The sequence below is a fragment of the Stenotrophomonas sp. GQ19 genome, assembly GCF_059758695.1.
The window spans coordinates 172,870-186,404 of record NZ_JCAXES010000008.1; the positions used below are offsets into that span (position 1 = coordinate 172,870).

The following is a 13,535-nucleotide window of genomic DNA, read 5'->3' on the forward strand; positions in this document are numbered from 1 at the left end:
CGGCCTCGTCGTCGGTGTGCGCATGACTGCGCCGTCCAACCGGCTTGGCCTGGCCGCACTGACCGCCCTGGTGGTGGGCTCGATGGTGGGCGCGGGCATCTTCTCGCTGCCGCAGAACATCGCCCGCAGCGCCGGTCCGGGGGCTGCGCTGCTGGGCTGGGCGATCAGCGGCCTGGGCATGTTGATGCTGGCGTTCGTGTTCCAGAACCTGGCCAATCGCAAGCCGCAGCTGGATGCCGGCATCTACGCCTATGCCAAGGCAGGCTTCGGTGACTACATCGGCTTTTCGTCGGCGTGGGGCTACTGGATCTGCTCGCTGCTGGGCAACGTCAGCTTCTTCGTGCTGATCTTCAGCGGGCTGGGCTACTTCGTGCCGGCCTTCGGCGAGGGCAATACCTGGCAGGCCATCGCCTGCGCGTCGGGTCTGCTGTGGGCCATGCACGCCATGGTCCTGCGCGGGATCGGCCAGGCGGCGCTGATCAACGCGGTGGTGACGGTGGCCAAGGTGGTGCCGATCGTGGTGTTCGTGGTGATTGCCGCCGTCGGCTTCCGGCTGGAGGTTTTCACCGCGGACTTCTGGGGCACGCTGTCGCTGGGCGGCCTTGGCGGGCAGCTGCGCGGGATGATGCTGATCACCGTGTGGGTGTTCATCGGCATCGAAGGCGCCAGCATCTATTCGCGCCGGGCGGCACGCCGCGCCGATGTCGGCCGGGCCACGGTGATCGGCTTCCTGGGCGTGCTGGCGCTGTTGATGCTGGTCAACCTGCTGTCGATGGGCGTGCTGGGCCAGCAGCAGCTGGCGCATCTGCATAACCCGTCGATGGCATTCGTGCTGGAGGCCATCGTCGGCCCGTGGGGCGCGCGCCTGATCATCATCGGCATGGTCGTGTCGGTGCTGGGTGCGTTGCTGGCCTGGGTGCTGCTGTGTGCCGAAGTGCTGCACGCCGCTGCCGGCGACGGCACCATGCCGGCCTTCCTGGCCCGGCAGAACGCCAACGATGTGCCGGCCAACGCGTTGTGGCTGACCAATGGGCTGATCCAGCTGTTCCTGTTGATCACGCTGTTCAGTGCCAGCACCTATACCAGCCTGGTGCTGCTGGGTGCATCGATGGCGCTGGTGCCGTACCTGTTCTCGGCCGCCTACGGGGTGCTGGTGGTCTGGCGTGGTGAAGGGTACGCCGACCCTTCGGCACCGCGCCGACGCGATCTGGTGATTGCGGTGCTGGCCACGGTGTACGCGCTATGGTTGGTGTATGCCGGCGGGGTGACGCAGGTGCTGCTGTCGGCGCTGTTGTATGCACCGGGCATGTTGATGTTCGCGCAGGCCAAGCGGCAGCACGGGCAGCCGGTGTTCACCCCGGTGGAGCGGGTGATCGCGGTGTGCGTGCTGGCGGTGTCGCTGGCGGCGGTGTGGGGCCTGTGGCACGGCCACTTGGCGTTGGGCTGAGGCGCGCGCCGCATCGCGCCAAACCGGTAGGTACCAACCGTTGGTTGGTACGGACGCCTGAGGGAAGCGTCTTGTTGCAAGGGCCGTCGCAAAGTGAGCACCACGCTGCGCGCGTGGCCGGGTGTGCAAGGCGCCGCGGCTGGCGTCTCCGATCGGGCCGGTCGCGAGCGTGAGGGCCCCGTAGCAGCCGGTAGGCCCCTGGTGCAAATGTCCCCCGGCCGCGGGGCGGCCTCCTCCTTTATTTTGCCCAGGAGCCTACCGGCTGCTAAGGGGCTCGGCTTGCGGTGCAGGTTGGGGAAGTCACGCTTTTTTGTGGCTGTCGGTGGGTCGGGCGCTGGGGCTCCCTGCCCTTGGAGGCGAAATAAAGGAGGAGGGGGCGGCCGCAGGCCGACGCCGGGGGACATTCGCCGGAAAGGGCAGGGAGCCCCAGCGCCCGACCCGCCGACAGCTGCGCTTGGAAAGCGTCAAAGCACGTTTCTTCTTGCCCCGCTTATGGGAGAAGAACCAAAAAAAAGCCCGGTCATGCGACCGGGCTTTGATTCAACGCGTCAGGGCAGTGCTTACCAGCGCATGCCCGCGAAGGGGTTCCAGCTGGTGTCGCCCTTCACCTTTTCCAGGTAGTAGGAGTAGTTGGCGGTCAGCGCGATCAGCAGCGACCACGCAATGGCGATGCCGTTGCCGACAGCCTTCGGCATGAAGGCAGCCACCACCATCACCACGATCGACAGGCCGAGGATGGTCAGGGCCTTGCGCCACATGCCCAGGATCAGGAAGTAGATCCAGCTGAAGAACAGCGCGAAGAAGTTGAAGTTGACCTTGATCTTCTCGCCGAACGGCAGCTGCTTGTACGCGGCCTTGAAGGCCGGCGAACTCGGGGCGCCATGCTGGTTGAAGAAGTTGAAGCGGAACTGCCACTTCGGGCTGAGCGGTGCAGAAGAAGAGGTATTGGAGTCCATGTCCGTAGTTTGTGTGTAAACGCTTACATGATAACTGTGGCCGTCGACCCAGCGCCAGTATTTTGGCGCGTCTGACCGGTAGTGCAGGCGCCGTCACACATTCGAAATCGATTTGATATAGGGTGCGCATTCCGCGCGGCGGGGAGCCGTGGGGCGTATTGGAATGCATCGAGAAAACCAGACCATGTCGAGTGTTGTCACCCTGCCCGAACGCGCTGAAGCGGGTCCGTGCATCGCGCCTTGCCCTATCGCCACCCAGGCCCAGCACCAGCTGGCGCACCTGCAGTTCTCGCAGTCCGCGTCACGTGCGTTGGCGCGCCCGCCGGTGGTGGCCGACATCGCGGCGGCCAGCGCACCCCTGAGCGCCTGATCGGCGCGCGCGCGGGGAATCCCCGCGCGCTGCCACGCACGCCTCAGAAGCGCGCGGTCATGCTCAGGAAGTAGCTGCGGCCGGCCACGAAGTAGTCGGTGGCGCCTTCGGCGTACAGCTTCTTGTCGGCCAGGTTGCTCACCCCGCCGCGCACGGTCAGCGTGCTGTTGACGTGCCACGCCGCGGTCAGGTCATACAGCGTGTAGGCCTTGATGAAGGTGCTGGTGATGCCGGCCTGCTTGCCGGTGTACTGCGCCGACACCGTGGCCGAGAACGCATCCACCGGGGTCCAGTCCACCGAGGAATAGCCGGAGAACTCCGGCGTGTCGATCAGGTTCTCGCCGGTGGTGAGGTTCTTGGCTTCCTTCATCCAGGTGGCCGCGGTGCGCCAGCGCCAGTGGTCGCCCAGGGTGAGGTTGAAGTTGCCTTCCATGCCGCTGGTGCGGGCGCGCTCGACGTTGTCCATGCGCGTCCACCAGTACCCGTTGAAGAAGCCGAGGGGTTCGTACTCGATCTTGTTCTTGAAGTCGGTATGGAAGTAGGTCAGCCCGGTATCGACGGTGCCGTTGTCGAAGTTGAAACCGATCTCGCGGTTGGTGCTGGTTTCCGGGTCCAGGTTCGGGTTGCCGGCCATGTAGCAGCCGCCGGTGACATAGCCCAGCGGACGCAGCGAACCGCAGCCGCGGCCGCCGGACTGGGTGGCCGCCGACGCCGCGTTCTCGGTCAGGCTGGGCGCACGGAAGCCCTTGGAGATGCCGCCGCGCAGCGTCCAGCTTTCCGCCGGGTGGTAGACCAGGTACGCACGCGGGCTGACGTGGCTGCCGAACTGTTCGTGGTGATCCAGGCGGGCGCCCAGGGTCAGGGCCAGCTTTTCGTGCAGCTTCAGCTCGTCTTCGACGAACACCGCCCAGGTGTCCACTTCCAGCGATGCGCCATTCACCGGGTTGCCGGCGTAGTCCACCGGGGCCTGGCCGATGGTGTCGGTGTTGGTCAGCTCCTGGCGCTTCCACTGGCCGCCCACGCTCAGCTGGTGGTCCACCCACAGGGTGAACGGCGTGCTCAGGCTGCCTTCCAGGATCATGTCCTTGGCTTCGGAGCGGCCGGTCGGGCCGATGTCGTTCTTGAACTCGGTCCAGTAGCCGGTGACCTTGGAGGTGCCGAAGGACCAGTTGCCGGTGTGGCTCAACGACAGGCTGGTGCGCTTGAGCTCGCTGGCGCCCCAGGCGCCGTCGCCCTCGTCTTCCAGCGAGGTGCTGGCAAAGGCCTGCTGCACGCCGTAGCCGGCTTCGAACTGCAGGCTCTGCGCGTCGCTCAGCGTCCAGTCCAGCAGGGCATCGAAGTTGCGGTCCTTCTCGCCGCCATAGGCGTTGCCGTACACGCCGCCATTGCTGCGGTCGGAGTCGCGGTTGGTGTAGCTGGCGCCCACGCGCATGCCGATGTTCTCGGTGAGCGGGCCGGAGAAGTTGGTGCCGATCTGCTGGGTATCGCCGCGCTTGCCGTCCTGCGGCGAGGTGTAGCTGTGGGTGGCGCTGCCGCCCCAGATGTCGCCGATGCGGCGGGTGATGATGTTGATCACCCCGCCCATCGCATCCGAACCGTACAGCGAGGACATCGGGCCACGCACCACTTCGATGCGTTCGATCTGGTCCGGCGAGATCCAGTTGAGGTCCTGGCGACCCAGGTCCGGGCGATAGTTGGTGGAGGCCGAGCTGCCCACGCGCTTGCCGTCCACCAGGATCAGCGTGTAATTGGAGGGCATGCCGCGCAGCTTGATCTTGGACTGCTCACCGGCGGCGCTGAGCCCGCCGGTCACACCGGGAATGCGGCTGAGCAGAGTGCCCAGGTCATGCACGGGCTGGCGCTCGATATCCTCGCGCGAGATCACGCTGATGCTGGCCGGGGCATCCTTGATCCATTGCTGGTTGCCCGAGGCGGTGACCACTACGGTGTCCAGGTTTTTGGCGGCGGGCTCGCCGGCGGCGTCGGCCAGCGCAACGACAGGGGTGGCCAGCAGCAGGCACACGGCCATCGCCAACGGTGCGCGGACCAGGCACGCAGGGCGGCGGTGCAGGGGGGAGGGACGGGGAGCAGACATGAGGGTCTTCCATGGAGGGGTAAGGAGTACCCGACCGGGAAGCGACTCGCGAAGACAGCACGACGAAGCAGGCAACCCGACCGGAGGGACTGCGCACGGCGGGGGGCCGACGCGTCTGGGTGGGTAGTGCGGTAACGCATGCCTGCCTGGTTAACGTAATGATAACCGTTTACAAAATGAATGGGGAGAGGCCTGTGCCACAAGGCCTGCGGCGTTCTGTCGCAGCGGGCATCTGGATGTCACGGCCCGCTCAGGCTGAATGGGGAGAAATCACGAAAGGAACTTTCGCGCCCGGCTTACATTTGCCCCCCTATGCTGAGCCGCATTTTTCGTCTCGGTACGGTGGAGAGTTTGTGGGTTCCGGTAGTGACAGACATCAGCTGCGTGCCGGCCACGGCCCCGCGCAGGCAGGACGCAAGCACGCCGCTGGGCGTGACGGGATCTGGATGACCCTCTCCGCACCGGGCACGCCCGGCCCGTCATCACCCACGCAGGGGCGCCACCGATGAGTGTGCAGTCCGTCATGCACGTGGCCGATGCCGGGCAGGCGATCCTGCCGGCCGAAGTGCCGATGTCGATGCCCGAGCAGTCCTTCCGGGACGGCCGGCTGCAGGTGCCGCGGCAACGCACTGCGCCGCGGCTGATGGCGTTGCGGCGCCTCTACATCCTGGGCGGCACGGCGGCGATGACCATCGCCGCGACCGTGATGATGTGGAAGGTGCTGGCCATGAATGGCATCAGCGTGCTCGAGGCCTGCCTGCTGGTGCTGTTCGTGGCCCTGTTCGCGTGGATCGCGCTGTCGTTCTCCGGCGCGGTGGCCGGCTTCCTCACCGCGGTGTTCGACCGGGGCTACAAGCTCGGCATCGACCCGGACCAGCCGTTGCCGGTGGTCCACACCCGCACCGCGCTGCTGATGCCGACCTATAACGAAGACCCGCGCCGGCTGCTGGCCGGGCTGCAGGCCATCTACGAATCGGTGGCCGACACCGGGCAGCTGGCGCAGTTCGATTTCTTCGTGCTCAGCGACACCCGCCGCGAGGACATCGGCCTGGCCGAGGAGCAGGCGTTCGCCGCGCTGTGCGATGCCGTGGGCGGACACGACCGCCTGTTCTACCGGCGCCGCGGCGACAACAGTGGCCGCAAGGCCGGCAACATCGCCGACTGGGTACGCCGCTTCGGCGGTGGCTACCCGCAGATGCTGATCCTGGACGCCGACAGCCTGATGACCGGCGACACCATCGTGCGCCTGGTGGCCGGCATGGAACACAACCCCGACGTCGGCCTGATCCAGACCCTGCCGGCGGTGATCGGCGGGCGCACGCTGTTTGCGCGCATGCAGCAGTTCGGCGGGCGTGTGTACGGGCCGGTGATCGGCCGTGGCGTGGCCTGGTGGCATGGCGCGGAAAGCAACTACTGGGGCCACAACGCCATCATCCGTACCCAGGCCTTCGCCGAGAACGCCGGGCTGCCCGCGTTGCCGGGCCGCGAGCCGTTCGGCGGCCACGTGCTCAGCCATGATTTCGTCGAAGCGGCGCTGATGCGTCGCGGCGGCTGGGCCACGCACATGGTGCCCTACCTCAAGGGCAGCTACGAAGAAGGCCCGCCCACCCTCACCGACATGCTGGTCCGTGACCGGCGCTGGTGCCAGGGCAACCTGCAGCACGCCAAGGTGGTGGGCTCCAAGGGCCTGCACTGGGTGAGCCGCATGCACATGATGATCGGCATCGGCCACTACTTCACCGCGCCGATGTGGGGCATGTTGATGCTGGTCGGTATTGCCATCCCGCTGTTCCAGGGGGGCATCGATTTCAACGAAATGCTGCACCTGTCGCCGGGCGTGTACTGGCGCCACCAGGACGAAGAGAAGGTGATCCGCATGTTCGCCATCACCATGGTGGTGCTGCTCACCCCCAAGGTGCTGGGCTACATCGCCATGCTGCTGGACCGGGTGGATCGCCGTGGCTGCGGCGGCGGCATCCGCGCGTTGCTGTCGATGCTGCTGGAAACCGTCCTGGCCGCGCTGATGGCACCGGTGGTGATGTACGTGCAGTCGCGCGGCGTTGCCGAGGTGCTGGCCGGCAAGGATTCGGGCTGGGATGCGCAGCAGCGCGACGACGGCGGCATCTCCTGGCCGGCGCTCATCCGCGGCTATGGCGGGCTGAGCGTGTTCGGGCTGTTCATGGGCACCCTGGCCTATGCCGTGTCGCCGTCACTGGCGGCGTGGATGGCCCCGGTGGTGGTGGGCATGGTGCTGGCCATTCCGGTGGTGGCGCTGACCTCCTCGCGCAGTGCCGGCACGGTCATGCATCGGTTGCGGCTGATGGAGATTCCCGAGGAAACCGCACCGCCCAAGGTGCTGGTGCGCGCCGCCGAACTGCGCAAGGCCGCAGCGGAGCACACCGCGCTGGGCTGAGCGGCGCGGCATAATGCGGTTCGAACGTATTGGAGCCGCACCATGCTGGACAGCGTCATCAACGAAACCGGCACCGACCCGCAATGGGCGGTGCTGTGGCTGCACGGCCTGGGCGCCGACGGCAACGACTTCGCCCCCATCGTGCCCGAGCTGCTGCGCCCGCACTGGCCGGCCATCCGCTTCGTCTTTCCGCATGCGCCGGTCCAGCCGATCACGATCAACAACGGCGTGCCGATGCGCGCCTGGTACGACATCGTCAGCATGGATTTCCGCTCGCGCGCCGACGCGGCCGGCGTGGCGGCCTCGGTGCAGGCGCTGGACACCCTGATCGACCAGCAGGTAGCCGCCGGCATTCCGGCCGAACGCATCCTGCTGGCCGGGTTCTCGCAGGGTGGGGCGGTGATCCTGAGCGCGGTACTGCGCCGCAGCCGCCCGATCGGCGGCCTGATCGCGCTGTCCACCTACCTGCCCGACCCGGAAACCGCCGCCGCCCAGCGTGCCCCCGACGGCATCCGGCCGCCGGTGTTCATGGCCCACGGCGTGCAGGACCCGGTGATTCCGCAGGCGATCGCCGCGCACACCGCGCAGACCTTGAAGGACCTCGGCTTCCCGCTGGAGTGGCATTCCTACCCGATGGCCCACCAGGTCTGCGCCGAAGAGCTGGAGGCGCTGGGCGACTGGCTGGACGCACGGTTCCGGGCCGCCTGAGCCATGAACGACCCGCGCCAGCAGCCGTGGTTGCCCGAGCTGTGCCGGTTGCCACGGCTGGCGGCGATGCTGGGCCTGGCCGAGCTGGTGGTGGTGGTGGTGGCGTTGGCGCCGGATGGCAGCCGCCACTGGAGCGTGTCTGATTTCCTGACGGCCAGCGGCTTTGCGCTGTGGCTGTCGCTGGCGGTGACGGTGTGCCTGTGCGCGGCGCGCACCGCGTTGTCGCGGTTGCCCGAAGCGGCCGGCACGGCGCTGGCGGTGGCCATGACCGTGCTGATCGCCGCCGCCTGCGCCGGCGTCGTGCACGGCCTGTACGGCGTGCTCGATGCCGAGGGCTTCGCCCGGCACATCGGGTTCTGGCGCTTCACCCTGGGCAGCGCCACCATGACCGCCCTGATCGTGGCGCTGGCGCTGCGCTACTTCTACGTCAGCGATCGCTGGGCCGCGCAGGTGGTGGCCAACGCGCGTGCCCAGGCCGACGCGCTGCAGGCGCGGATCCGCCCGCATTTCCTGTTCAACAGCATGAACCTGATCGCCAGCCTGGTGCGGCGCGACCCGGTGGTGGCCGAGCGCGCGGTGCTGGACCTGTCCGACCTGTTCCGCGCGGCGCTGGGCGCGGGCGAGGGCGACTCCACCCTGCAGGCCGAGTGCGAACTGGCCGAGCGTTACCTGTCGATCGAATCGCTGCGCCTGGGTGAACGCCTGCAGGTGCGGTGGCAGCGCGACGAACCGTTGCCGTGGTCGCTGCCGATGCCGCCGCTGGTGCTGCAGCCGCTGGTGGAAAACGCCGTGCTGCACGGCATTTCGCGGCTGCCCGGGGGCGGCACCATCGTCATCGCGTTGTCGTGCGTGGACGGCCAGCTGCATATCCGCGTGCACAACCCCGCGCCGGACCCGCAGGCACGCGCGCTGCCGCTCACCCAGGGCGCCGGCCACGCCCAGCGCAGCATCGCCCACCGGCTGGCGTGGCGCTTCGGCCCGGCCGCGCGGATGACGGGAGCATGGAGCGACGGCTACTATGCGTGCGACATCACCGTCCCGGTGCCGTGAGGAATCAGCCTTGAAGGTGGTCATTGCCGACGATGAGCCGCTGGCCCGCGAGCGCCTGCGCAGCCTGCTGGCCGAACAGGCCGGCGTAGAGGTGGTGGCCGAGGCCGAGAACGGCGAACAGGCGCTGCATGCGTGCGCCGCGCTGCAGCCGGACCTGGTGCTGCTGGACATCGCCATGCCCGGCCTGGATGGCCTGGAAGCGGCCCGGCACCTGGCCACCTTCGACCCGCGCCCGGCGGTGGTGTTCTGCACCGCCTACGACGCCCACGCGCTGTCGGCCTTCGAGGCCGCCGCGATCGACTACCTGATGAAACCGGTGCGCCCCGAACGGCTGGCCGCCGCGCTGGAGCGTGCGCGCACCTTCCTGGCCGGGCGCAGCGGGCATCCCGGTACACCCAGCCAGCAGGCCCGCACCGTGTTGTGCGCGCGCCTGCGCGGCAGCCTGCGGCTGATTCCGATCGAGGACATCCACTACCTGCAGGCCGAGGAAAAGTACGTGGTGGTGCACCACGCGCGCGGCGAGGACCTTCTCGAGGAATCGCTGAAGTCGCTGGAAGAGGAATTTGTCGGCCGTTTCGTGCGCATCCACCGCAACTGCCTGGTCGCCCGCCACGAGCTGATCGAGCTGCGACGAAATGGCGCAGGCCAGGTCCAGGCCGTGCTGCGCCATGGCAAAGCCCCGCTGGAGGTCAGCCGGCGCTGCGTGGCCAGCATCAAGCAGGACCTCCTGTAGGTATCGACCGTTGGTCGATACGCCGTTTGTCCGCGCAGCGAAGCATGCCGGCGTTGGCCGATACGCGCTGCTGCGCGGATAATGGGCGGCATGACAACCCTGCGCATCGCCACCCGAAAGAGCCCGCTTGCCCTGTGGCAGAGCGAACACGTTGCCGACCGCCTGCGCCAGGTACACCCCGGGCTGGACGTGGTGCTGGTGCCGATGAGCACCCGTGGCGATGAAGTACTGGACCGTTCGCTGGCCGCGATTGGCGGCAAGGGCCTGTTCCTGAAGGAACTGGAGCTGGCGATGCTGCGCGGCGAGGCCGATTGCGCGGTGCACTCGCTCAAGGACGTGCCGATGGAGCTGGACGCACCGTTCGCGCTGCCGGCCATGCTGACCCGCCACGATCCGGCCGACGGCTTCATCTCCAACCTGTATGCCTCGGTGGACGCGCTGCCGATCGGCGCGCGCGTGGGCACCTCGTCGCTGCGCCGCCAGGCCCAGTTGCGCGCGCTGCGCCCGGACCTGGAACTGCTGGACCTGCGGGGCAACGTCAACACGCGCCTGGCCAAGCTGGACAACGGCGGTTACGACGCGATCGTGCTGGCGGTGGCCGGGCTGGAGCGGCTGGGGCTGGGCGGGCGCATCGTGGCCCGGTTGAACGCACCGGCGTGGTTGCCGGCCCCGGCGCAGGGCGCGGTGACGGTGGAATGCAATGGCGAGGATGCACGGGTGATGGCGTTGTTCGCCGCACTCGACGATGCGCGCACCCGCGCCTGTGTGGAAGCCGAGCGCGCCATGAACCGTGCGCTGCATGGCAGCTGCCACGTGCCGGTGGCCGGGTTCGCGCAGTGGGAAGGCGAGCAGCTGTTCCTGCAGGGCCTGGTGGGCGGCGTGGCCGATGGCCGTCTGGTGCGTGCCGAGGCGCGTGGCCCGGGCCGTGACCCGGATGCGCTGGGCAGGCAGGTGGCGGCAGGGTTGCTGGCCGGTGGAGCGGGGGAGTTGTTGGGGGTGTAGCCGAGGTGTCGGGTTGCCGCCCGCCGGGTTGAGGGGCAGCCGGGTTGAGGGCAGCCGACCAACGGTCGGCTCTACCGGGGGGTAGAGCCGATCGGGGACATCATTTGAATTTGTAGACCACGTTCATGGTGGTCAGGGTGTCGGTCTTGCGCTTGTCTTCGGCCACGTCGCTGTTGTAACGCGCCTGCCAGCCGGCCTTCAGCGCCAGGTGTTCGTTCATGCTCACCGACACGCCGAAATCGTTCTGGCCGAAGGTGTTGTACGAACCCGATTCCACCAGCAGCGTGTTGACCAGGTCGGTGTTGGGGGTCAGCGAGTACTTCACGTCGAACAGGCCACGGCCGATCAGGCCGGTGCGGGTTTCATCGTCTTCGGTGTTGTGCGTGCGGCGCACACCGGGGCCGATCTGCGCGTCCATGTAGAAGCGGTCGCCTTCCACCAGCCGGGTGCCGTAACCCAGACCGAACGAGCTCTGGCGGTCGTAGGTGGCGAAGTCGTCGCGTTCGTAACGCACCGTGGCCGTCAGCTGGCGGTGCTCGCCCAGCTGCAACGCGCTGCCGGCGCTGCCGGTGTAGCGGTTGGCGGTGGTGTTGCGGCGCTTGGTGACCGTGCCGTCATCGGCGGTCTCGACATATTCCGAGCGCGAGCGCAGCCCGAACAGGTCCATGCTGTGCACCCAGTCGTCGTCGGTGTAGCGCAGGCGCAGGCGGCCGTTGGCGCTTTCGGTGTTGCTGTTGCCGCGGGCCGAGGCGAAGCCGAGCTCACCGCCGCTGCCGCTCCATGGCGAGGTCATCGCCGCCAGATCGGTGGTGTCCTGGGCAAACGCCGCCGGGGCGCACAACAGCAGGGGAACAAGCAACGAGACGCGCAGGGACATCAACGGTTCTCCGGATCAACCAGGGGGGGACGGGCAACGGGGGATGATACTTGATGCATCCGGCGCGACATTCCCGCCATCTGCCGCCGCTTTAGGCGGGGTTCGGTCGAATGCCCTGTTCAGGGAAGATCGATGCGCAGCGCCGGGTCGTCGAAACGCGAGAAGCGCAGCGTGATCCGGAACGTCTCGCCCTTGGTCTGGCCCTGGCGCTCGATCTGCACCGGCAGACCCTGTGCATTGATCCAATACAGCATGCCGTCCGGCGCGGCGCTGGCATGGCGTACCCGGTATTTGTGGGCCGGTTGCCCGCCGATGGCGTCGCTGCCCAGGTCTTCCACCTGCAGCTGGGCCGGGGCCAGGTCCGGCGGCAACGGGTTGCGCCACTGCGCCAGCAGGCCGGGCGGCACCGGCACCTGGCGTACCTCGCCGGCGCGCTGCAGGAAGAAGGTGTCGCCGATGATCAGCTGCGGACCGTCATCGGTGACCAGCCGGTAGCGGTCGGGGGCAACGAAGTCCATCGTCGCCTCAACCGTACGCGGCCCTTGCATGCGCAGGCTGGCGTGGAAGCTGCGCAGCTGGCCGAAGCGCTGGCTGGCACCCAGCACCGCCTGCACCGGATCCACCGCGGCCGGCACGCTGCCCTGCGCCGGGGCCGGCGCAGTGGCGGCCGGATCGGGCGCACGCGCGCAACCGGACAGCAGCAGGGACAGCACGGCAAGGGCAGGTAACAGGCGCATGACAGGCGGCAACGGGGTTTTCGGGGGCTCCACGATAGCCGAAGATGATGCCGAAGCCGCCACAACGACGGCGACTCGGACATAATCGGGTCATGGACCGATACGAACGCATCAACGCCCTGCATCGCCTGCTCAAGTCCGCCCGTTACCCGGTGACGGTGGCCACCCTGCAGGAAAAACTGGAGTGTTCCCGCGCCACCGTCTACCGCGACCTGGCCTTCCTGCGCGATGCGCTGATGGCACCGGTGGAGGGCGACGGCGAGGCAGGCTTCCGCTACCAGGACGACGAAAGCGACCGCTTCGAGCTGCCCGGCCTGTGGCTCAGTTCCGAAGAACTGCACGCGCTGCTGGCCTCCCAGCACCTGTTGGCGCGCACCGGCGGCGGCGTGCTGTCCTCGGTGCTGGCACCGCTGCAGCAGCGCATTGAAGGCCTGCTGGCCGCCCAGGCCGGCGTGTCCACCTGGCCGGTGGACCGGGTCCGGGTCATTCCGCACCGCGGCCGCAAATTCGACGAGGCCAGCTTCCGCGCCGTGGCCTCGGCCGTGCTGGAGCGCAAGCAGCTGGCGTTCGAGTACCGCGCCCGTTCCACCGACGAGGCCACCAAGCGTACCGTGTCGCCGCAGCGCATGACCCACTACCGCGACAACTGGTACCTGGATGCCTGGGACCACGGCCGCGAGGGTCTGCGCAGTTTCGCGGTGGACCGCATCTACAAGGCCCGGGTGGTCGACACCGTGGCCCGCGACGTGGATGACACCGAGCTGGACGAACAGCTGGGCGCCAGCTACGGCATCTTCTCCGGGCCGCCCAAGGGCTGGGCCACCATCGTCTTCAGTGCCAAGGCCGCGCGCTGGGTGGCCGACGAACATTGGCATTCCAAGCAGCAGGGGCGCTTCCTGGCCGACGGCCGCTACGAGTTGAAGGTGCCCTACAGCGTGTCGCGCGAACTGCTGATGGACGTGCTGCACTACGGCTCGGACGCGGAGATCATCGAACCGGTGATGCTGCGCGAACAGGCCAAGGCACTGCTGGCGCTGGCCCTCAGCAACTACGAGTGAGCGCCGGTCTCATGCCCGGCGGTCATATGCCCCCGATACCGCAGGGCCGGGGTGTGCGGTAAGGTTGGGCGCTATCGCTGCCCCCGGAT

12 protein-coding genes are annotated in these 13,535 nt (G+C 68.0%); 8 read left to right on the top strand and 4 right to left on the bottom strand.

Translation table 11 applies throughout. The annotated features are described in order from the left end of the window. Positions 1-22: 22 nt before the first annotated feature. Positions 23-1,447: an arginine-ornithine antiporter gene (gene arcD / locus AC6CHL_RS15455; protein WP_498295204.1), complete on the top strand. Its 1,425-nt coding sequence runs from the start codon at positions 23-25 to the stop codon at positions 1,445-1,447. 560 nt (positions 1,448-2,007) lie between these two features. Here the strand turns inward: arcD and AC6CHL_RS15460 are convergent. Further along, positions 2,008-2,403, bottom strand: a complete 396-nt coding sequence (locus AC6CHL_RS15460; RefSeq protein WP_128096965.1) for a DUF2628 domain-containing protein — start codon at positions 2,401-2,403, stop codon at positions 2,008-2,010. A gap of 184 nt (positions 2,404-2,587) precedes the next feature. Here AC6CHL_RS15460 and AC6CHL_RS15465 point away from each other — a divergent pair, with 184 nt between their 5' ends. Beyond that, complete coding sequence (locus AC6CHL_RS15465; RefSeq protein ID WP_498295205.1) at positions 2,588-2,773, top strand: hypothetical protein; 186 nt, start codon at positions 2,588-2,590, stop codon at positions 2,771-2,773. Between the two features lie 43 nt (positions 2,774-2,816). On the opposite strand, the gene AC6CHL_RS15470 is transcribed toward AC6CHL_RS15465, so the two are convergent. After that, positions 2,817-4,868: a TonB-dependent receptor domain-containing protein gene (locus AC6CHL_RS15470; RefSeq protein ID WP_498295206.1), complete on the bottom strand. Its 2,052-nt coding sequence runs from the start codon at positions 4,866-4,868 to the stop codon at positions 2,817-2,819. A 505-nt stretch (positions 4,869-5,373) separates the two neighbouring features. Here AC6CHL_RS15470 and mdoH point away from each other — a divergent pair. From mdoH to hemC, 5 genes are all read left to right on the top strand, one after another. Beyond that, positions 5,374-7,281, top strand: coding sequence for a glucans biosynthesis glucosyltransferase MdoH (mdoH, locus tag AC6CHL_RS15475; RefSeq protein WP_038686064.1), 1,908 nt, complete (start codon positions 5,374-5,376; stop codon positions 7,279-7,281). 42 nt (positions 7,282-7,323) lie between these two features. Beyond that, a complete protein-coding gene (locus AC6CHL_RS15480) occupies positions 7,324-7,989 on the top strand; it encodes an alpha/beta hydrolase (RefSeq protein ID WP_038686066.1) in 666 nt (221 codons plus the stop codon). 3 nt (positions 7,990-7,992) lie between these two features. Further along, entirely contained in the window at positions 7,993-9,039 is a 1,047-nt protein-coding gene (locus AC6CHL_RS15485) for a sensor histidine kinase (RefSeq protein ID WP_498295208.1), read from the top strand. Next, entirely contained in the window at positions 9,008-9,772 is a 765-nt protein-coding gene (locus tag AC6CHL_RS15490) for a LytR/AlgR family response regulator transcription factor (RefSeq protein ID WP_185753450.1), read from the top strand. The genes AC6CHL_RS15485 and AC6CHL_RS15490 overlap by 32 nt, the downstream gene beginning before the upstream one ends. Positions 9,773-9,862: 90 nt before the next feature. After that, on the top strand, positions 9,863-10,774 hold the full coding sequence (hemC, locus tag AC6CHL_RS15495; RefSeq protein ID WP_498295210.1) for a hydroxymethylbilane synthase: 912 nt from the start codon (positions 9,863-9,865) through the stop codon (positions 10,772-10,774). A gap of 100 nt (positions 10,775-10,874) precedes the next feature. Here the strand turns inward: hemC and AC6CHL_RS15500 are convergent, their stop codons facing one another. Both AC6CHL_RS15500 and AC6CHL_RS15505 read right to left on the bottom strand, forming a co-directional pair. Further along, complete coding sequence (locus tag AC6CHL_RS15500; RefSeq protein ID WP_038686071.1) at positions 10,875-11,651, bottom strand: DUF481 domain-containing protein; 777 nt, start codon at positions 11,649-11,651, stop codon at positions 10,875-10,877. Between the two features lie 119 nt (positions 11,652-11,770). Then, entirely contained in the window at positions 11,771-12,388 is a 618-nt protein-coding gene (locus tag AC6CHL_RS15505; protein WP_447595807.1) for a hypothetical protein, read from the bottom strand. 92 nt (positions 12,389-12,480) lie between these two features. Here AC6CHL_RS15505 and AC6CHL_RS15510 point away from each other — a divergent pair, with 92 nt between their 5' ends. Then, positions 12,481-13,446 carry a helix-turn-helix transcriptional regulator gene (locus AC6CHL_RS15510; protein WP_038686074.1) on the top strand — a complete coding sequence of 322 codons (966 nt, stop codon included), beginning with the start codon at positions 12,481-12,483 and terminating at the stop codon, positions 13,444-13,446. Positions 13,447-13,535 lie beyond the last annotated feature (89 nt).

Bases quoted from the DNA above. Each gene is read 5' to 3' on its own strand.
- arcD (WP_498295204.1), top strand. From the start codon at position 23: ATGACTGCGCCGTCCAACCGGCTTGGCCTGGCCGCACTGACCGCCCTG.
- AC6CHL_RS15460 (WP_128096965.1), bottom strand. From the start codon at position 2,403: ATGGACTCCAATACCTCTTCTTCTGCACCGCTCAGCCCGAAGTGGCAG.
- AC6CHL_RS15465 (WP_498295205.1), top strand. From the start codon at position 2,588: ATGTCGAGTGTTGTCACCCTGCCCGAACGCGCTGAAGCGGGTCCGTGC.
- AC6CHL_RS15470 (WP_498295206.1), bottom strand. From the start codon at position 4,868: ATGTCTGCTCCCCGTCCCTCCCCCCTGCACCGCCGCCCTGCGTGCCTG.
- mdoH (WP_038686064.1), top strand. From the start codon at position 5,374: ATGAGTGTGCAGTCCGTCATGCACGTGGCCGATGCCGGGCAGGCGATC.
- AC6CHL_RS15480 (WP_038686066.1), top strand. From the start codon at position 7,324: ATGCTGGACAGCGTCATCAACGAAACCGGCACCGACCCGCAATGGGCG.
- AC6CHL_RS15485 (WP_498295208.1), top strand. From the start codon at position 7,993: ATGAACGACCCGCGCCAGCAGCCGTGGTTGCCCGAGCTGTGCCGGTTG.
- AC6CHL_RS15490 (WP_185753450.1), top strand. From the start codon at position 9,008: ATGCGTGCGACATCACCGTCCCGGTGCCGTGAGGAATCAGCCTTGAAG.
- hemC (WP_498295210.1), top strand. From the start codon at position 9,863: ATGACAACCCTGCGCATCGCCACCCGAAAGAGCCCGCTTGCCCTGTGG.
- AC6CHL_RS15500 (WP_038686071.1), bottom strand. From the start codon at position 11,651: ATGTCCCTGCGCGTCTCGTTGCTTGTTCCCCTGCTGTTGTGCGCCCCG.
- AC6CHL_RS15505 (WP_447595807.1), bottom strand. From the start codon at position 12,388: ATGCGCCTGTTACCTGCCCTTGCCGTGCTGTCCCTGCTGCTGTCCGGT.
- AC6CHL_RS15510 (WP_038686074.1), top strand. From the start codon at position 12,481: ATGGACCGATACGAACGCATCAACGCCCTGCATCGCCTGCTCAAGTCC.